Origin of the sequence: Rhizobium sp. NLR10b, assembly GCF_019685435.1 — a bacterium.
Lineage (GTDB): Bacteria > Pseudomonadota > Alphaproteobacteria > Rhizobiales > Rhizobiaceae > Rhizobium.
The window spans coordinates 32140-50836 of sequence record NZ_JABDWV010000001.1 but is presented as its reverse complement, the minus strand read 5'-3'; the positions used below and the strand labels follow the sequence as shown (position 1 = coordinate 50836).

The window sequence follows — 18697 nt, the reverse complement described above, 5'->3', positions numbered from 1 at the left end:
GCACAGGAGATAGCCATGGATACCAAGCACGAACACGACGACCATCATCATCACAGCCACGGCGACGGTCACTGCCATTGCGGCCATGATCATCAGGAGAAGGCTGCCGAAGCGGTGATCCGTGATCCTGTCTGCGGCATGACGGTCGATCCGCGAGCCGGCAAACCCTCGTTCGACCACATGGGCCGCCTCTATCATTTCTGCTCCGAGAGCTGCCGCACGAAGTTTGCGGCGCAGCCGCAGGATTATCTGACGGCGAAGGATCCGGTCTGCGGCATGGCCGTTGATCGTTCGACGGCAAAATACTTCGCCAAATTCGAAGGCGAGAAATTCTACTTCTGCTCGGCCGCCTGCCAAACCAAATTCGAGGTTGACCCCTCGGCCTATCGCAACGGCGCCCGTCCGGCGGCAAAACCGGCGGCGAAGGGTACGCTCTATACCTGCCCAATGCATCCGGAAGTCGTCAGCGACCGGCCCGGCGACTGCCCGAAATGCGGCATGGCGCTGGAGCCGATGGGCATTCCTCCGGCCGACGAAGGACCGAATCCGGAACTTGTCGATTTCGTCAGGCGGCTTTGGGTCAGCGCCATCCTTGCCCTGCCGCTGCTGGCGCTCGGGATGGGACCGATGCTCGGCCTGCCGCTCCGGGAAGCGATCGGCGAACCGCTGGCGATCTATATTGAGCTAGCGCTGGCAACACCGGTCGTGCTGTGGGCCGCCCTGCCGTTCTTCCGCCGCGCCTGGGCCTCTCTCGTCAACCGCAGCCCGAACATGTGGACGCTGATCGGCATCGGTGTCGGCACCGCTTATGTCTACAGCGTCGTCGCCACGCTTGCGCCCGGTCTTTTCCCGATGAGCTTTCGCGGCCATGGCGCCTCGGTGCCTGTTTATTTCGAGGCGGCCGCCGTCATCGTCGCCCTGGTCTTCGTCGGCCAGGTGCTGGAATTGAAGGCACGCGAGCGGACCGGCTCGGCAATCCGCGCTCTGCTCGACCTCGCGCCGAAGATGGCGCGGCGTCTCGATGCCGATGGCAACGAGAGGGACGTGCCGGTGGAGGAGATCCAGACCGGCGACCGGCTGCGCGTGCGCCCGGGCGAGCGCGTACCGGTGGATGGCTCCGTGCTGGAGGGCCAGTCGACCGTTGACGAATCGATGATATCGGGCGAGCCCCTGCCCGTCGAGAAGACGACGGGCGACGGGCTGACCGGCGGCACGATCAACAAGAACGGCTCCCTCGTCATGTCGGCCGAGAAGGTCGGCGCAGACACGGTGCTGTCGCGCATCGTCGACATGGTCGCCAAGGCGCAGCGTTCGCGGGCGCCGATTCAGGGCGCCGTCGATCGGGTGTCGGCCTTCTTCGTGCCCGCCGTCGTCGCCGTCGCCATCCTTGCCTTCGTCATCTGGGCGGCCATCGGACCGGAGCCGAGCCTGGCAAACGCGCTGCTTGCCGCGGTCGCCGTTCTGATCATCGCCTGCCCCTGTGCGCTCGGTCTTGCAACGCCGATGTCGATCATGATCGCGACCGGGCGCGGCGCTGGCGAAGGTGTGCTGATCAAGGACGCCGAAGCGCTGGAGCGCTTTTCCAAGGTCGACACGCTGATCGTCGACAAAACCGGCACGCTGACCGAAGGCAAGCCTGTGCTCACCGACATCGTCGCCGTCGGCGGCGTCGAGGAGAACCGGCTGCTGTCGCTGGCCGCGAGCCTCGAGCGCGGCTCCGAGCATCCGCTGGCCGAAGCGATCGTTGCCGGCGCCGAAGAGCGCGGGGCCGCCTTCGTGGAGGTGACCGGTTTCGAGGCGAAAACCGGCAAGGGGGTCCAGGGCATAGCCGACGGTGCAAAGGTGGCGCTCGGCAATGCGGCGCTGCTCGCCGATCTCGGCGTCGATCGGTCGGCGCTGTCGGAGAAGACCGAAGCCCTGCGCGGCGACGGCAAGACGGTGATGTTCGTGACGCTCGACGGCAAGCTTGCCGGTCTCGTCGCCGTCGCCGACCGAATCAAGCCGACGACATCAGCCGCGATCAAGGCGCTGCACGACAGCGGGCTGAAGATCATCATGGCAACCGGCGACAACGAGCGCACGGCGCGGGCGGTGGCGAAAAGCCTCGGCATCGACGAGGTCCGTGCCGACGTGCTGCCGGAAGGCAAGAAGGCGCTGATCGAGGAACTGCGCGCCAAAGGTGGGGTGATCGCCATGGCCGGCGACGGGGTCAACGACGCCCCGGCACTTGCGACCGCCGATGTCGGCATCGCCATGGGCACCGGCGCCGATGTTGCGATGGAAAGCGCCGGCATTACCTTGGTTAAAGGCGATCTCAACGGGATCGTCAGGGCGCGGCGGCTGGCGGAGGCGACGATGCGCAATATCCGCCAGAATCTCGGCTTCGCCTTCGGCTACAACGCGCTCGGCGTGCCGGTCGCCGCCGGCATCCTCTATCCGGTTTTCGGCTTGCTGCTCTCGCCGATGATCGCGGCGGCGGCGATGAGCCTCTCGTCCGTATCGGTGATATCAAATGCGCTGAGACTGCGCTTTGCAAAATTATAGGAGACGGCCATGAATATCGGCGAAGCATCCGAGCGGTCCGGCTTGCCTTCGAAGACAATCCGCTACTACGAGGATATCGGCCTGATCCGCCCCGAAAGGGGCGCAAACGGCTATCGCGACTATGCTGCGGCCGATGTTCACAAGCTGCGCTTCCTGCAGCGTTCACGCGGCCTCGGCTTTTCCGTCGAGGAATGCCGGCAATTGCTGGCGCTTTATGAGGACAAAGCCCGGGCGAGTGCCGATGTCAGGGACATTGCCGAGACGAAACTCGGGGAGATCGACCGCAAGATCCGCGAACTGACGGAACTTCGCCACGCTCTCGAGCATCTCGTGCATGCCTGCCATGGCAACGACCGGCCGGACTGTCCAATCCTCGAGGAGCTCTCGGACGGTCGCTGACATTCTGGGAAAGCCGGGAGGGTCTAGCTGACCGTCTGGAACGGCGCTGGCTCGGCGGGCTCGTCCTCGTCGCCGTCCTCAAACACGCCCTCATCGAGGCGATGCTTGATCGCAAGCGCGTAAATCACGTCGAGAATATTGCGGTCCTTGAGATGAGGATCGGTCAGAGCGAGAAGCGAAGCCCTGACGATCTTCTTGCTGGTGGCCTTCGGGCATCGCGCCTTGACGAATTCATAGAGCGCCTCACCCGTCAGCCCTTCCATGGCGCCGTCCACGAGAGCTTCGTAGACCCGCTTCTTTTCCTTCATCCTTTACCTTCCCCTCCAAATCAGCGGCGTGATGATCCGTCATGTAATTGTCATAAACAATCGCCGATTTAAGGCACACATGCGTTTGCTGATGCTATTTCCCCGGTTCGGCGGCGGCGATTTCCGGCTGGCATGATTTTTTTATGCCGCCGGGAATAAAACCAGCCGCGCTTGCGTATACTCAAGCATGGAACGCAAAGACCGCCCCTTCGATGTCATCGGACAGCTTGCAGCGCTAAGGCGCTATGCTCGCGCGCTGGTGCGCAACTCGGATGAGGCGGAGGATCTGGTGCACGATGCTCTGGTGCGCGCCTTCGAGAAGCGAAAGAGCTTCCGAAGCGGTGGCAACCTGCGTACCTGGCTGCTTTCCATCCTGCACAATGCCCACATCGATCGTCTTCGCCAGAACCGGTCGCTGGCGCGTCGCCATGACGAAGCGGCTGTCGACGCCGAGCAGTCGCTGCCGGCCGGCCAGGAACATGCGGTGCGCCTGCAGCAGGTGCGCGACGCCTTCTTCGACCTGCCGGAGGAGCAGCGCGAAGCGCTGCATCTCGTTGCCATCGAAGACCTTTCCTATCAGGAAGCCGCCAATGCGCTCGGTATTCCGATCGGCACGCTGATGTCGCGCATTTCCCGCGCCCGGGCGCAGCTGCGCGAATTCGAGGAGAGGTCGCCGCGCGTTTCGCATCTCAAATTAATCGGAGGGAGCGGCAATGAAAGCAGTTGATCCGATCATCGATGCCGATCTCGACGCCTACGTGGATGGCGAGCTCGATGTCGCCCGCCGCATTCAGGTCGAGTCCTATCTCTCGGAGAATCCGGCGATTGCCGCCAAGGTCATGGCCGATCTGAGCATGAAGGGTGAGCTGCGCCTGGCGCTTGCCGGCGAAAATGCCCTCGGCCGTCCCGAGACCCGCGATGCCGCCCGCCGGCTGGAACGTGGCCTTTCCTATGGCCGTATCTTCCATTCCATGCAGCGCATCGCTGCCGTCGGCATTCTGGTCACCACCGGCTGGGTGGCGCATAATTCGTTCGGCGCCTTTTCGGCGACCGAGGTATCGGCGTCGGTGCCCGCACCCGCCTATGTCGAGGATGCCGTCCGCGCCTATCAGACCGCGGCACTGCGCCAATCAATGCCGCCGCAGACGCCGGCCACCTACAGCGCGGACGATATTCGCGCCGCCACCGCCATCGTCATGCCCGAACTGCCTGGGGATTGGAAAGTCGCCGACGTGCAGATCTTCCCGTCCGAATTCGGCCCCAGCGTCGAAATGGCGATCGAGCAGTCGGATGGAAAGCGGCTGTCGCTTTTCGCGGTCCGTCCCGGGGCCTTCGAGGTCAAGCCGGTCAGTCATCTCACGCTGGAAAAAGCAGAAGCCGCCTATTGGCAGATCGGCGAGGTCGCCTATGCGCTGATCGCCGACGACAGCGGTCTCAATCTCGACCAGGCGGCCGAACGGCTCGCCCGCTCGCTCTATTAATTCAAACCGAGGAGATCAGCATGAACCCGATCAATTCCCGCTACGGTGCCGCGGCCGGCACCCAGGCCCTGTTCGACGAGGGCCTGCGCCAGCATATGCTGCGCGTCTACAATTATATGGCTCTCGGCCTCGTCATCACAGGCATCGTCGCCTTCGTCGTCGGCTCGACGCCGGCCCTCTACGTCCCGATCTTCGGCTCGCCGCTGAAGTGGGTCGTGATGCTGGCGCCGCTCGCCTTCGTCTTCTTCTTCTCGTTCAAAATCCAGACGATGTCGGCCAGCACCGCCCAGGTCACCTTCTGGGCCTTCTGCGCCGTGATGGGCCTGTCGCTCGCCTCCGTCTTCCTGGTCTTCACCAAGACGAGCATCGCACAGACCTTCTTCATCACTGCCGCGATGTTCGGTTCCATCAGCCTCTACGGCTACACGACGAAGCGTGACCTGTCGAAGATGGGCTCGTTCCTGATGATGGGTCTGTTCGGCATCATCATCGCCGGCATCGTCAACATCTTCCTGGGTTCGAGCGCGCTGCAGTTCGCGATCTCGGTGATCGGCATCGTCGTCTTCGTCGGCCTCACCGCCTACGACACGCAGAACATCAAGGAACAGTATTCGGAAAACTACGATCAGGAATCGAACCAGAAGCTCGCCGTCTTCGGTGCGCTCTCGCTCTACCTGAACTTCGTCAACATCTTCCAGCTTCTGCTCAACTTCACGGGCGAGCGGGAATAGAACTGCGCTTCTGGGGGCAATGGAAGCGCAAGAGCGTCCGGTCTGCAATCTGTGACAGGATGGCAGACCGGGCGCTCACTCGCAAAGACCCGGCCGGACGTCGACCCGGCCGGTTTTTTCTGTTTCAGATGATGCCCCAGGCGCGGTAGCGGCCGCGGCCGGTGATTTCACGAATGCCGATCTCGTTGACGAGGTTCAGCGCGCCACGCGGCGTGATGCGCAGCTGACGGGCGATCATCGCTGCCGACACCATCGGCCGCGACAGGATGAAGTCGGCAAGTTCCGGCAGGCTGCTGTTCGAGCGGCGGCCGCGAAAGCGCAACTCCATTTGCGTGCGAGCCAGCGACAACCGGTCGATTTCCTTGAGGCCGGCCGCCGCAGCCAACTGCATCGCCTCAAGAAAGGCTTGCAGCCGCGTCGCCCGGTCACGGGCCCGACGCCGCTCGTGGCGCACCAATTTCAGCCCGCCGTAAAAGGAAAAGAGATGGGAAGCGACCTTGCCGCGGGCGCGCAGGTAGCTTTCGACGAGAAGTCCGCCGAGCCAATGCTGACGCCGCAACGGCTCGATCCTGTCCCAGGTTTCGAACAGGATGACGGCGCCGAGAACCGGCGGCAGGCTGTCGGCCAGGGGCAGCACGCCTCGCCACTCCGCAAGCCGCTGCTCCTCATCCCATTCCTCGTCGCCCAGCAGGCCGAGGGGGTCATCGTTGCGCTTGGCCGGAGATATTGCCGCCGCCTCGCCGGACGGCGCTTTGCCCGTATGGATGTCGATGAGCTTCTGCGAGCGGGCAAGAATGGCATCGATCTCGGCCATCTCGGCGGCGAGCGGCGCGTCTCCATCCTCGCCCTCATCGTCGGCCTCGACCGCAGCGGCCGGGCTCTTGGCCTCCTGAGTGAGGCCCTCCCCTTCCCCCGTGGTCGCCGTCAGCGTCGCCAGCCCCGAGGCGCCGAGCGCCCAGGACGGCTCGCCGGTCCAGATGCGCCGACGCGTCCGCAGCACCGAATGGGCGATCGTCAATTCATGGCTCGGAGCGCGGCTATCCATATGCGCGTCGTGCAGAACGAGATCCTCGACATGAACGAGTTCGCCGGCAACCCATAATGCGCCGGCGGCATCGAAGAAATGGCTGCGTTCAGCAAACCCCTCACCCACCGGCGAGCGCAACACCCGCTCGTCCAGTCGCGCCAACGCATCCTCCGCCGCAGCGAGCAATGGAAGTAGGGTCTGAAGCATCGTACCGTCGATATCATAGCGCATTGTTAAGCTTTGCGGTTTTTCACAAATGGAAGCAAAACAGCTATTTTCTTCCGCCATCTATGACATGGTTAACGGTTTGTTTCAACAAAAGCGCGGAGAAGCAAGCAAAGAAGATGGCGATTGCCGATCCACAATCCCTTTAAACCGCTGCGACTGGCGCGAAGCTTTTGAGCCCTTCATCCCGTTTTTCTCGCCATCGGACCATTGGCCCGCATCAATGCCATCAGCATCGGACCGAGCGAGAACTCGCCGCGCTCCGCCCGCCGCGTCAGATCACGCAAATAGCCGCCGGCCGAATTGATATGGCCGCCGCGTTCCAGAATGCAGGCGATCACGGTGGCAGCATTTTCCGGCCCCATGACGTTGCAGGCTTGCTGATAGGCACTGGGGCTGACGCCGAGGGTGGAACGAACGACGACCGCGGCGGCCATCAAATCCCGCCAGCTGCCGATCCCGCCGCCCGGCCCATAGGCAACAATCTCGGGGCAGGCCTGCAGCACCATGGCAAGGGGGAAGGATTTCGGCGGCTCCCGCCACGGCCGCGGCTCTTCCTCCGACTTTGCGCCCTGCTTCGTTTCGAAGCTTGGTTCAAGTTCAGATGTGGGGTGTGGGTTTGAATTATGTATGTGCCAACCGTTTCGGCTGTCATTGGCGTCCGTTTTTTCTGTTTTCGTCTTCGATTCCAGCGTCTTGACGATCAATTGGCGGAAAGCTTCGAGATCGGTCAGCAGGCTTTGAATCTCCGCTGCCGACGGACGGCGCGGCAGGCTTGCCGACAGGCGATTGAAATGCTGCTGCATCTCGATCCATTCGCCGGCGATTTCCTCTTCCAACGCGATCTCGATGAGCTTGGCGATGTCACGCCGGCAAAGGCTCAGCCGCTCTCTCAGGCGCTTCCATTCGAGCTTGTCGGCCTGCACCTGGGCGGCCTGTGCCTCGATCTCGCGAGCGCGCACGAGGAGTGGCGCCAGGCTGAAGCCGAAGGCCTCCCCAAGCCCGCCCTCGCCGTTACGGCGGGCGAAACGTTTCCCGTTCGGACTGTCGCGCCGGATGATCAGGCCAGACTCCACCAGCATCGCCAGGTTTCGCCGCAGCGTGGTGCCGGCCATGCCATGCGTGCGCAGCGACAGCTGTTCGTTCGAAGGAAAGACGACGAAACCGTTGGCCTCGGCAATCTCGTTCTTCGGATAGAAGGTCAACAGCGCGTTGAGAACGGCAAGCGCACGATCGGATACGCCGACCATCTCCTTTGCTTCGCAGAGCGCGCGAAAGATCTTCCATTTGTCGACCGATGCATCCGGATCGACCTTGCTGGCATTTTCCTGATTTGCCAGCATGCCAAGCGTCATCGATCGCCGCCCAAAAGGCGTCGATACATATTGAGGCTCCATGTCCCTCACCTTTTTTCAAGGCAAAAGAAATCTACCACCCAAAAGGATGCCGAAGATGCTTGACACTGATTCGAGGAAGTGCGATTCTCAGATTGTCCAGATATGAGAAAGGCTTCCGCGGCGGCAACGTTCGGAGGCTTTTTTCTTTTGCGGTCTACTCTCCTGCTTGCAACTTGCCGGCCTGATAGGCTTCGTAAAGCTCATCGAGACGGCGTGAAATGTAAGCGCCGAAATCCGGCGCATCGCCTGTTTTCAACGCGATCGTGAAGGAATTGCCGGCGCTCCTGATTCGGCCGGCAATCTTGCCGCCGCTCTTCGGCATCCAGTCATATTCGGTTGGCACGGGCTTGGCCTCTTTCCTGGCAAGCTCGGCGACCAGAAGCTCGAATCGGCGGTCGCTCTCCTGCGCCCTGAACCCTTCCGAGTCGATTAGCTTTGCAAGCCGCGCCGCCGTCGTCCCATTCCAGTCCTGGGCAAGCGCCATCCACTTGCGCCGTCCGATACCAGGCGCGTCCCCCACCAACCTGATGATTTCGGCCGGAATGGCCTTGGCGACCGACAACAGCTTCGATAGCTCCGTCTTGTCAGTGGACAGCGCCTTCATGATGACGGGACGCTCAAAGCCCTTGAGCTCGAGATTGAGAGCGAAGACGGCGCGTTCGATATAGGAAAGGTTCCGGCGCGCCGAATTCTCAATGCCCTGTGCAATGACGACATCGGTATCGTCGAGCTGACGGACGATCGCCTGCACTTTGCGGCCGAGCAGTTTGACGGCCTGCAGGCGGCGATGGCCGTAGGCAATTTGGTAACGCTCGCCGTCTTCAGGATGGCGCCGAACAAGGATCGGCACTTCCTGGCCATTATCGGCAATCGACTGCACCAGCTCGTCCTCGAAATCGAGCGGCTGGTCGGCAAGGCGGTCGCGGACGAAGGAAGAATCGATCAGATCGGGATCGAGTTCGACGATGCGCTCGCCGGAGAGCAAAGCCTCCTGCATCGCCCTGCTCTCTTCCTCCATGCGGCCAAGGGTCAGCGCCATTGTCCGAACCGGACCGGCCGATCCGCGCGAAGAAGGCTCCTCGTAGTTGGCCGCGGCCAACTCCTGCGCCGTATCGTCGAAAAGACCTTTCAGGCGGTCGCGTCTGCTCATGTGCGGCCCCAGGCTTTGTGAATGCCGGCAAGAACCTCGCCATTGGCAGCATTGACCGATTCCAGCGCCCGGTCATACGTTGAGCGGCGCACCTGCCCCTTCTCGATTTCGTAAAGCGTCTGCTTTGTCAGCCCGGCATCGGCGATTGCCGTCGATTTGAGGATGGTTGCCGTCAGCACGTCGTCGCCGAACAGGCTGCGCAGCAGCGCAACGATCTGCGACTGCGGCGCATCGAAGGGTTCGTGGCGGGTGACGACATATTTGATGAAGTCGTGCTGCAGGTCGCCGCCGGCCCTGCGAACCACAGAGAGAAGATCCGAGGTCATCAACAGGAACTGCGACATGGAGGCGACATCGACCATCTGCGGGTGGATGGTGATGAGCAGCGACGTGGCGGCGCAAACGGCGCCGAGGGTGAGGTAGCCGAGCTGCGGCGGGCAGTCGATCACCACCACGTCATAATCGGCCTCGACCTCGGCAATAGCGACGCCAACGCGACGGAAAAACAGCTCGGCCGGCTTCTGGCGATCATTGAGCGCCCGCGGCGTCTCATGCTCGAACTCCATCAGCTCGAGATTGCCGGGCACCAGATCGAGTCCGTCGAAATAGGTCTTGCGGACGATCTCCTTCAGCGGCTTGCGAGCCGCATCGTAGCGGATGGCGCCGTAAAGCGTATCGCCGTCGGAAAGATCGAATTCCGGCTGAACGCCCAGCATGGAGGAGAGCGAGGCTTGCGGGTCGAGATCGATTGCCAGCACCCGGTAACCCTCCAGCGCCAGATATTGCGCCAGATAAAGCGTCGTCGTCGTCTTGGCCGAACCGCCCTTGAAATTGGTGACTGCGACCGTCTGCAGCTTTTCGCCGGGGCGACGCCACGGGAGGTAGCTCAGCGCGTCCTTCGGCTTGAGGTTCGCCATATAATGGCGCAATTCATTGATCTGACCGAGCGTATAGGAGCGTCGACCATTCGAGGAAAGTTCCGGCTGCGGCCCCTTGCCGTCCAGCGAAAGCTGACGAAGATAACCGTCGGAAACACCGATCATCTGCGCGGCTTCGCCGGAAGAGAACGTGCGCAGCGTCTTCTGCGCAAGCGGCGGAAACAGCTTGTCGCGGAGGAGCTTCAGTTGCCGCGAAAGCTGGCTCGCATGCCGCTCGATCCGCACGTCTGTCGTCGATACGCTAATGTTGTCCAAAACACCCAATCCTTTTCGATGCGCTTTTCTGTCAACATAGCGTCAAAAAGCGTATCGAAAGTGACACGATTCGGGATTTACGGCAACAATAGGGGTCTAGCCGTCGTGGCGGGCCGAGTTGGCCGCGGCCAACTCCCTGCCCTGCCCTTGCGACCGGCCCAGTTTTTCGGCAAGACCGCCTGGACTCACGGGGAACATCCGCTTGAAACATATCACTATCATCGGAATCGGCACGGGCAATCCGGAGCACGTCACCATACAGGCGGTCAAGGCGATGAACGCCGCCGAGGTGATCTTCCTGCCGCTCAAGGGCACCGGCAAGGAGGAGCTCGCCGAGATCCGGCGGGAGATCTGCGAGCGCTATGTCACCCGGCCGGATATCCGGATCGCGGAATTCGAGGTGCCGCAAAGGCAGACCGCAGACAGGACCTACAAACAAAGTGTCGATGCCTGGCACGGCGAGATCGCCAATATCTATGGAGAGTTGATCTCTGGCCTGCCGGACAGCGCCACCGGCGCCTTTCTCGTCTGGGGTGATCCCAGCCTTTACGACAGCACCATCCGCATCATTGAACGCGTGCGCCAAACAAACAGCATTGATTTCGACTTCAGCGTCGTTCCCGGCATCACCAGCATCCAGGCCTTAGCGGCCAGCCACAAAATTCCGCTCAACCTCATCGGCCAGCCGGTCGAGATTACCACCGGGCGGCGGCTGGCGCGGGATGGACTTCGGGGCGGCAGCACGGTCGTCATGCTCGATGGCGAACAGACTTTCGCGAAGATCGACGATGCCGACGCCGAGATCTTCTGGGGCGCCTATCTCGGGACAGGGGACGAGATTATCCGATCGGGACGGCTCGCAGACATCGCGGCCGATATTCAGGCGCTGCGGACAGAGGCAAGACAGCGGCACGGCTGGATCATGGACATATATCTGCTGCGCAAGGGACGCGAGTTCGAGGAATAGCCGTCGCCGTCAGGTTTTGCCGCACCGGCCGCGATCATGTAAGAGATGATCAGAGGATTGAGAATGGGCACGAAGGCCGCCAAGACAATCGACAGGACAGGCGAGGCGGATCTCGATGATCGACCGCCGGCGAAGCCACGCCCACGCGGCGCCTGCCCGGCCCTTGCCGCACCCATGCCGACCGGCGATGGTTTGCTCGTACGGCTGCGTCCTGCCGGCGGCGCCTTGACGCTATCGCAATTCTCAGCCCTTGCCCGCTCGGCCGCGGAGCATGGAAACGGCATCGTGGAAATCACCGCGCGCGGCAACCTGCAGATCCGCGGATTGCGGGCTGAGACCGTGAAGCGTCTCGCCGCCGATATCGATGCCGCCGGGATCGCCGTGCCGGACGGTCCGGCAATCGAAGTATCGCCGCTGCACGGCATCGATCCCGAGGAAACGGGCGATCCGGCAGCGCTGGAAAGGACATTGCGCAGCAAGCTCGTAGGACTACTCGCCTCGCCGCGGCTCGCGCCGAAACTCTCGCTCATCATCGACGGCGGCGGAGCGTTCGGTTTATCGGCGCTCTCGGCCGATATCCGTATCGTCGCACAGCCCGCCGCACAATGGCTCGTGGCGATCAACGGCGACGGCGAGACGGCAACACCCGTCGCAATGGGGCCCGCGGAGGCGGCGATATCAGCCGTTGGCGAGATTCTCGATCTTCTGGCGGTCGGGCAGAGCAAGCGGGCAAGGGATATCGATCCGGCCCTTCTGCGGGCGCGCTTTCCCGCTATGGACGCCATCCGATTTCATCCGTCCCACCAAGAACAGACGCCGCTTTCCGGCTTGCACCGGCTGAAGAACGGAAAACACGTGCTTGGCGTGCGGTCGGAATTCGGCCAGATGAGCGCGTCCGATCTGACCGCCCTGCTCGACGACGCCAAAGCTGACGGCGCAACAGCCATCAGACTTGCGCCCGGCCGCGGCTTCTTTTTCATCGGCTTTCCGGCAGATGCGGCGCCGGCTCTGCTGATCACCGCGAGCAACCATGGCTTTACCGTGCAACCCGGCGAGAAAAGCGAATATGTCGCTGCCTGCGCCGGCGCCGGCGCCTGCGGCTCCGCTTTTTACGAGACGAGAGCCCTGGCGCGCCGCCTTATGGCCGCAGCACCCGTTCTCTTCGACGGATCTCTGACGATCCATCTCTCCGGCTGTTCGAAAGGCTGCGCCCGCGCCGGGCCGGCGCTGACACTGACCGGATCGGCGGATGGTTTCGGCCTCATCCTCAACGGCCTTGCTTCAGATCTGCCGGATGAACGGATCGCTGGCGGTCGGATCGATTTCGCTATAGAGAGGCTCGCCCGGTCCATCGAAGACAACAGGGGCGCTGGCGAATCGGCCGCCGCCTGCCTTACACGGCTTGGCGCAACCAGCGTTTCGAAGGCGCCGCGACAGGAATAGGAATGCCAGACTACGATTATATCCGCAGTGGCGACGCGATCTACGAGCGTTCGTTTGCGATCATCCGCGCCGAGGCCGATCTTTCGCGTTTCACCGAAGACGAGGCTGAAATCGCCGTTCGCATGATCCATGCCTGCGGGCTCGTGGAAGCGGCGAAGCATTTCGTCTTTTCCACAGATTTCGTCAGCACCGCGCGCGACGCACTCAGGACCGGCGCACCGATCTTCTGCGATGCGGAAATGGTATCGCACGGCGTCACGCGAGCACGGCTGCCGGCGCTGAACGAGGTGGTCTGCACACTGCGCGATCCCGCAACGCCGGAGCTCGCACGCGAGATCGGCAATACACGCTCGGCCGCCGCCATGCATCTCTGGCTCGAAAGGCTCGGCGGGAGCATTGTCGCCATTGGCAATGCCCCGACGGCGCTTTTCCATCTTCTCGAACTCCTACGCGACGGCGCGCCGAAACCGGCTGCGATCCTCGGCATGCCGGTCGGCTTTGTCGGCGCGGCGGAATCGAAGGATGCGCTGGCGGAAAATTCCTATGGCGTCCCCTTCGCCATCGTGCGCGGCCGGCTCGGCGGCAGCGCCATGACGGCTGCCGCCATTAATGCGCTGGCGAGGCCGGGCCTATGACGACACCCCGTCTCATCGGCGTCGGCACGGGTCCCGGCGACCCGGAGCTTCTGACCCTCAAGGCCGTGCGCGCCATCGAACGCGCTGATGTCATCGCTTACTTTGCCAAGCAGGGCAGGGGCGGTAACGGCAAGGCGATCGTCGAGCCGCTGCTGAAACCTTGGGTCACTCTGCTGCCACTCTACTATCCCGTCACCACTGAGATCGACAAAGGTGACGAACGCTACCAAAGCCTGATCACCGAGTTTTACGACCGGTCTGCAAGAGACATCGCCGGGCACCTCGAGGCCGGGCGGACCGTCGCTGTTCTCAGCGAAGGCGACCCGCTCTTCTACGGCTCCTACATGCACTTGCATGTCAGGCTCTCCAAGCACTACCCCACCGAAGTGATCCCCGGCATCAGCGCCATGTCGGGCTGCTGGTCGCTGGCCGGCATGGCGATCGTCCAGGGGGACGACGTGCTGTCCGTACTGCCCGGTACAATGGCCGAGGCAGAGCTGACGCGCCGGCTCGCCGATACGCAAGCCGCCGTCATCATGAAGGTCGGTCGCAATCTGCCGAAAATACGCCGGGCGCTTTCGGCAGCCGGACGGCTTGCGGACGCCCTCTATGTCGAGCGCGGCACCATGTCGAATGCGGCGATGGAAAAGCTTGCCGACAGGAACGACGGCGATGCGCCCTACTTCTCGCTCGTGCTGGTGCCGGGCTGGGAGGGCAGCCGATGAGTGGCAGGCTTTTCGTCATCGGCACCGGTCCCGGCAATCCCGAGCAGATGACGCCGGAAGCGCTGGCGGTCGTCGAGGCGGCGACGGATTTCTTCGGCTACGGACCTTATCTCGACCGGCTGCAGCTCCGCTCCGATCAGCTGCGGCATGCGTCGGACAATCGCGAGGAACTCGACAGGGCAGGGGCGGCGCTTTCCATGGCAGCGGATGGCGCCAACGTCTGCATTGTCTCCGGCGGCGATCCCGGTGTCTTCGCCATGGCCGCTGCCGTCTGCGAGGCGATCGAGAATGGGCCGGCGGCGTGGCGCGCCGTCGATCTCACCGTTCTGCCCGGCGTCACGGCGATGCTGGCGGTGGCCGCAAGAGCCGGGGCGCCGCTGGGTCACGACTTCTGCGCAATATCGTTATCAGATAACCTAAAGCCTTGGAATGTCATAGAAAACAGGCTTGCATTGGCGGCAAAGGCAGGCTTCGTCATCGCGCTCTATAATCCGATCAGCCGGTCGCGGCCGTGGCAACTCGGTGAGGCTTTCAAGCTGCTGCGCCACCATCTGCCGGCAACAACCCCCGTGATTTTCGGGCGCGCGGCCGGGCGGGCAAACGAGCGCATTGCGGTGCAGCCGCTATCGCAAGCGGATGCATCGATCGCCGATATGGCGACCTGCATCATCATCGGCTCCGCCGAAACGCGGATCGTCACGCGCGCCGGCAAGCCGGACCTGGTCTACACGCCACGTTTCATGGCGGGGGGGAAGAGGTGATCGATCGCCGCAAGCGCCGCCTCGACGGTTTCGACCGATGCGACCATCGGCGACGGCGCGCGCGCCACCATCATCACCTCGATGCCGAGCAGCCGCGCCGACTCGATCTTTGCATAGGTGGCCGTGCCGCCGCTGTTCTTGGCAATGATGACATCGATATGATGCTGCCTCAGCAAAGTGCATTCGCTTTCCAGCGTGAACGGGCCGCGATCGAGGATATATTCGGCATTCGCAAGCCTAAGCGGCCGTTCGACGGGGTCGACGCTGCGGATGAGATAGTGATGTTGCGGCGCCGCTTCTGCGTGGTGAGCACCCTGCCGGCCCGTCGCCAGGAAGACATGGCGGGGGGATTGGCCGAGCGCCTCGATGGCCGCCGGGATGCTCTGTACTTCCCGCCAGCGATCGCCCGCCAAGCGCTGCCATTCGGGGCGGCGCAGAGCGATTGCAGCGACAGCGGCGGTCTCGGCCGCGACCGCGGCATTTTTGGAAATTCGCTCGGCGAAAGGGTGCGTGGCGTCGATCAGCAGCCCGTAGCTGCCGGCTTTCAGAAAATCAGCCAGTGCCATGGCGCCGCCGAAACCACCGATACGGACCTGAACAGGCTGAACGGCCGGTTTCTCGGTACGTCCGGCGAGCGACAGCAGAACATCGCAATCATCACGCGCCGCGAGCGCTTCGGCGAGCAGGCGCGCCTCGCCGGTGCCACCGAGGATCAGGATGCGAAGTCTTCCCATGTCTGATGTCTTTTCCACTTGCAACAAGCGCTGGCTGACTATTATCGGCATCGGCGAAGATGGTCCAGCCGCCCTGGGCGAGGAGGCCAAGAGGCTGATCGCCACTGCACCCGCCGTGTTTGGCGGAACGCGGCACCATGCGCTTGCCGCATCCCTGATATCCGGCGAAATGCTTGCCTGGCAGAGCCCCTTCGAGCGCTCGGTCGACGCCGTCCTTGAAAGGCGCGGCACGCCTGTCGTCGTGCTCGCCTCCGGCGATCCGTTTCTCTATGGCGTCGGCGCAACCCTCTGCCGCCGTGTCGCGGCCGAAGAGATGCGTGTCATTCCCGCGCCTTCGGCCTTCAGCCTTGCCGCCTCCCGGCTCGGCTGGCCGCAGCAGGACGTGACGACAATCTCGTTGCACGGACGGCCGCTCGACCTGGTCCGACCGCATTTGCACCCCGGGCGGCGCATCATTGCTCTGACCTCTGATGAGAAAGGACCCCGCGAGCTCGCTGCCCTGCTTGTCACCATCGGCTTCGGGCAGTCGAGACTTACCGTGCTCGAAGCCTTGGGCGGTGCGCGGGAACGACAGAGATGCGTCGTGGCGGCGGATTTCGATCTCGCTGACATCGATCCCCTGAACGTCTGCGCGCTCGAGATTGCGGCAGGGGAGCGAGCTCGCATCCTGCCTTTTGCCGCAGGTCTCGAGGATGATCTGTTCGAGCACGACGGCCAGATCACCAAACGGGAGATCCGGGCGATGACGCTTTCGGCGCTTGCGCCACGTCATGGCGAACTGCTCTGGGATGTCGGCGCCGGCTCGGGATCGATCGGCATCGAATGGATGCTGGCCGATCCCAGCCTGAAGACGATCGCCGTCGAGCAATCGCCGGAGCGGGCGGCGCGGATTGCCCGCAACGCATCCGCCTTCGGCGTGCCGCATCTCGCCGTCGTCGAGGGTTCAGCGCCCGATGCGCTGCGAGGTCTGCCAGAACCGGATGCGATCTTCCTCGGCGGCGGCGGCAGCGAAGCCGATGTCATCGACATTGCCGCCGCCGCGCTGAAGCGGGGAGGGCGGCTTGTCGCCAATGCCGTGACGCTTAACATGGAAGCGTTTTTGATCTCCCAACATGGCAAACGCGGCGGCTCCCTCACGCGGATCGAAATATCGCGCGCTGCGCCGCTCGGCAGCATGAGCGGCTGGCGGCCGGCGATGCCGGTAACGCAATGGCGCTGGACGAAAGGATAACGGGATGACGGTGCATTTCATTGGCGCGGGGCCGGGCGCTGCGGATCTGATCACGGTGCGTGGCCGCGATCTCATCGCCCGCTGCCCGGTCTGCCTCTATGCCGGCTCAATCGTCTCGCCGGGACTGCTGCAATATTGCCCGCCTGGCGCGCGCATCGTCGATACTGCCCCGATGTCGCTCGATGAGATCGAGGCGGAATATCTCCGTGCCGCTGCCGCCAGCCAGGACGTCGCCCGGCTGCACTCCGGCGACCTCTCCGTCTGGAGTGCCGTGGCCGAGCAGGCGCGCCGGCTGCAGAAGCACGGCATCGCCTATACGATGACCCCCGGCATTCCGGCCTTTGCGGCCGCGGCCGCAGCACTGGGGCGCGAACTAACGATCCCTGGCGTCGCCCAAAGCCTGGTGCTGACCCGCGTTTCCGGTCGCGCTTCACCGATGCCGAACGAAGAGAGGCTCGCAAAATTCGGCGCGACGGGTGCTACGCTGGCGATCCATCTGGCGATCCATGCTCTGAAGCAGGTGGTCGACGAGTTGACGCCACTTTACGGCGCAGACTGCCCGATCGTCATCGTCGTCAAAGCCTCCTGGGCGGACGAGCGCATCCTCTCCGGCACTCTCGCTGATATCGAGGCAAGAGTTGCGGCCGAACCGATCGAACGCACCGCGATCATCTTCGTCGGACCGTCGCTCGCGGCGGAGGATTTTCGCGAGAGCTCGCTCTATGATCCGGCCTATCAGCGCCGGTTCAGGGGGCGGGAATAGTGTCTCACGATCGGCCGCTCGCCGGCGGCCGATCGTGAAGAGAAGCGTGCATCGGGTCTCAGACTCGCGCCGTCAGGTAATCCATGCTGGCGCGCAGCGCAGCGGCCGGATCCTTGACCGCATGAACTTCCGCAGCAAAAGGTTCGAAGGAGAACGGGCCCCTATAGCCCGCCTGCAGCAGCGCCTTGATCTGCCCGGCATTGTCGAGCCGGTCGTCGCCGTCCACGAGCACGCGATGGGAGTCACGCATATCGGCAACGGACACGGAGGGATCGCTCACGCCGGAAATATGCACGAGGCCGGCCAATTCCGGGAAGGTCGCTGCTTCGCCGGCAAGGTGATGGTGGAAGGTGTCGTGAACGAGCTTGAAGGTCGATTGCGCGCCGAGCTCCTTGATCGCCTCGGCCGCCTCGGTCTTCGAACGCAGCGAGCAGATCTCGAAGCCGAGCGGCTCGACGAGGCCGATGATGCCGGCCTTATCGAGCATCGGCTTCAGCGCGGACAGAGCCTCGCGCAGATTGGCCTGGCGTTCGCCGTCGGCGCAGCCGGTGCCGTCATTCTTCGGAACGAGGACAAGCGCCTTGGCGCCCGATGCGCTGGCATAATCGATCAATTCCCTAGCTTCCCGGGCGCGTGCTTCATTCCATTCGTTGAAGCGCTGCAGCGCGTTGATCGAAATGATCGTCAGCCCGTGGCGGGCGGCTGCTTCTCTGATCGCTTCAGGCTTGGTGCCGTCGAGAATGGCATTGCCGGAAAGGTCGTTGCGGATCTCAACGGAATCAATGCCGAGCGACTTTGCCAGCGCGAAGAAATCGTCGACGGCAAGCGATGGCGCGGCCATATGGTTGAGGGCAAAGCGGATCGAAGTCATGACGGTTATATCCTCCTCGTCTCCGCGACATGAGCGGAGCGGTACTCGTGAATGGGCGAGCGAATCTCTATCCGAATTTACGGGGCAATCCATCCGTCATTGCCGGCGCCAG

The 18697-nt window shown here is 63.1% G+C and carries 19 protein-coding genes; 12 read left to right on the top strand and 7 right to left on the bottom strand.

Going from position 1 to position 18697, the window contains the following annotated elements; genetic code table 11:
• The first annotated feature begins 15 nt into the window (after nt 1-15).
• Together HJB91_RS00250 and cueR are read left to right on the top strand one after the other, a co-directional pair.
• A complete protein-coding gene (locus HJB91_RS00250; RefSeq protein ID WP_221153267.1) occupies nt 16-2544 on the top strand; it encodes a heavy metal translocating P-type ATPase in 2529 nt (842 codons plus the stop codon).
• A gap of 9 nt (nt 2545-2553) precedes the next feature.
• Nucleotides 2554-2943, top strand: a complete 390-nt coding sequence (gene cueR, locus HJB91_RS00245; protein ID WP_210632471.1) for a Cu(I)-responsive transcriptional regulator — start codon at nt 2554-2556, stop codon at nt 2941-2943.
• Nucleotides 2944-2966: 23 nt separating this feature from the next.
• On the opposite strand, the gene HJB91_RS00240 is transcribed toward cueR, so the two are convergent.
• Nucleotides 2967-3251 carry a hypothetical protein gene (locus HJB91_RS00240; RefSeq protein ID WP_210632470.1) on the bottom strand — a complete coding sequence of 95 codons (285 nt, stop codon included), beginning with the start codon at nt 3249-3251 and terminating at the stop codon, nt 2967-2969.
• Between the two features lie 187 nt (nt 3252-3438).
• On the opposite strand from HJB91_RS00240, the gene HJB91_RS00235 reads away from it, so the two are divergent.
• From HJB91_RS00235 to HJB91_RS00225, 3 genes are read left to right on the top strand one after another with little or no spacing between them, the layout of a single operon-like run.
• A complete protein-coding gene (locus HJB91_RS00235; protein ID WP_210632469.1) occupies nt 3439-3978 on the top strand; it encodes a sigma-70 family RNA polymerase sigma factor in 540 nt (179 codons plus the stop codon).
• Nucleotides 3965-4732, top strand: a complete 768-nt coding sequence (locus HJB91_RS00230; protein WP_221153266.1) for an anti-sigma factor — start codon at nt 3965-3967, stop codon at nt 4730-4732. Before HJB91_RS00235 ends, HJB91_RS00230 begins: the two co-directional genes overlap by 14 nt.
• A gap of 20 nt (nt 4733-4752) precedes the next feature.
• Nucleotides 4753-5463 carry a Bax inhibitor-1/YccA family protein gene (locus HJB91_RS00225; RefSeq protein WP_184473408.1) on the top strand — a complete coding sequence of 237 codons (711 nt, stop codon included), beginning with the start codon at nt 4753-4755 and terminating at the stop codon, nt 5461-5463.
• Nucleotides 5464-5587: 124 nt separating this feature from the next.
• Here the strand turns inward: HJB91_RS00225 and HJB91_RS00220 are convergent, their stop codons facing one another.
• From HJB91_RS00220 to repA, 4 genes are all read right to left on the bottom strand, one after another.
• A complete protein-coding gene (locus HJB91_RS00220) occupies nt 5588-6721 on the bottom strand; it encodes an RHE_PE00001 family protein (RefSeq protein WP_221123084.1) in 1134 nt (377 codons plus the stop codon).
• Nucleotides 6722-6897: 176 nt separating this feature from the next.
• Nucleotides 6898-8112 (bottom strand): plasmid replication protein RepC, encoded by a 1215-nt coding sequence (gene repC, locus HJB91_RS00215; RefSeq protein WP_221123083.1) that lies wholly within the window; start codon nt 8110-8112, stop codon nt 6898-6900.
• A 154-nt stretch (nt 8113-8266) separates the two neighbouring features.
• The gene (repB, locus tag HJB91_RS00210; RefSeq protein WP_210632465.1) at nt 8267-9262 is read right to left on the bottom strand and encodes a plasmid partitioning protein RepB; all 996 of its coding nucleotides are present in this window, start codon (nt 9260-9262) and stop codon (nt 8267-8269) included.
• The gene (gene repA / locus HJB91_RS00205) at nt 9259-10455 is read right to left on the bottom strand and encodes a plasmid partitioning protein RepA (RefSeq protein WP_210632464.1); all 1197 of its coding nucleotides are present in this window, start codon (nt 10453-10455) and stop codon (nt 9259-9261) included. The genes repB and repA overlap by 4 nt, the downstream gene beginning before the upstream one ends.
• A gap of 202 nt (nt 10456-10657) precedes the next feature.
• On the opposite strand from repA, the gene cobF reads away from it, so the two are divergent.
• The 5 genes from cobF to HJB91_RS00180 all read left to right on the top strand — a co-directional run bounded on the left by cobF (nt 10658) and on the right by HJB91_RS00180 (nt 14986).
• Nucleotides 10658-11422, top strand: a complete 765-nt coding sequence (gene cobF / locus HJB91_RS00200; protein ID WP_221153265.1) for a precorrin-6A synthase (deacetylating) — start codon at nt 10658-10660, stop codon at nt 11420-11422.
• A 63-nt stretch (nt 11423-11485) separates the two neighbouring features.
• Complete coding sequence (cobG, locus tag HJB91_RS00195; RefSeq protein WP_221153264.1) at nt 11486-12865, top strand: precorrin-3B synthase; 1380 nt, start codon at nt 11486-11488, stop codon at nt 12863-12865.
• A gap of 2 nt (nt 12866-12867) precedes the next feature.
• Entirely contained in the window at nt 12868-13500 is a 633-nt protein-coding gene (locus HJB91_RS00190; protein ID WP_210632461.1) for a precorrin-8X methylmutase, read from the top strand.
• Complete coding sequence (locus HJB91_RS00185; protein WP_210632460.1) at nt 13497-14225, top strand: precorrin-2 C(20)-methyltransferase; 729 nt, start codon at nt 13497-13499, stop codon at nt 14223-14225. Before HJB91_RS00190 ends, HJB91_RS00185 begins: the two co-directional genes overlap by 4 nt.
• The gene (locus HJB91_RS00180) at nt 14222-14986 is read left to right on the top strand and encodes a precorrin-3B C(17)-methyltransferase (RefSeq protein WP_221153263.1); all 765 of its coding nucleotides are present in this window, start codon (nt 14222-14224) and stop codon (nt 14984-14986) included. The genes HJB91_RS00185 and HJB91_RS00180 overlap by 4 nt, the downstream gene beginning before the upstream one ends.
• Here HJB91_RS00180 and HJB91_RS00175 read toward each other — a convergent pair.
• A complete protein-coding gene (locus HJB91_RS00175; protein WP_221153262.1) occupies nt 14950-15720 on the bottom strand; it encodes a cobalt-precorrin-6A reductase in 771 nt (256 codons plus the stop codon). The two genes, HJB91_RS00180 and HJB91_RS00175, sit on opposite strands and share 37 nt — an antisense overlap.
• Between HJB91_RS00175 and cbiE the strand changes: the two genes are divergently transcribed.
• Both cbiE and cobM read left to right on the top strand, forming a co-directional pair.
• Nucleotides 15719-16951 carry a precorrin-6y C5,15-methyltransferase (decarboxylating) subunit CbiE gene (gene cbiE, locus HJB91_RS00170; protein WP_221153261.1) on the top strand — a complete coding sequence of 411 codons (1233 nt, stop codon included), beginning with the start codon at nt 15719-15721 and terminating at the stop codon, nt 16949-16951. The genes HJB91_RS00175 and cbiE overlap by 2 nt on opposite strands.
• A gap of 4 nt (nt 16952-16955) precedes the next feature.
• On the top strand, nt 16956-17714 hold the full coding sequence (gene cobM / locus HJB91_RS00165; protein WP_221153260.1) for a precorrin-4 C(11)-methyltransferase: 759 nt from the start codon (nt 16956-16958) through the stop codon (nt 17712-17714).
• A 58-nt stretch (nt 17715-17772) separates the two neighbouring features.
• On the opposite strand, the gene HJB91_RS00160 is transcribed toward cobM, so the two are convergent.
• The gene (locus HJB91_RS00160) at nt 17773-18585 is read right to left on the bottom strand and encodes a TIM barrel protein (RefSeq protein ID WP_221144775.1); all 813 of its coding nucleotides are present in this window, start codon (nt 18583-18585) and stop codon (nt 17773-17775) included.
• Between the last annotated feature and the right edge of the window lie 112 nt (nt 18586-18697).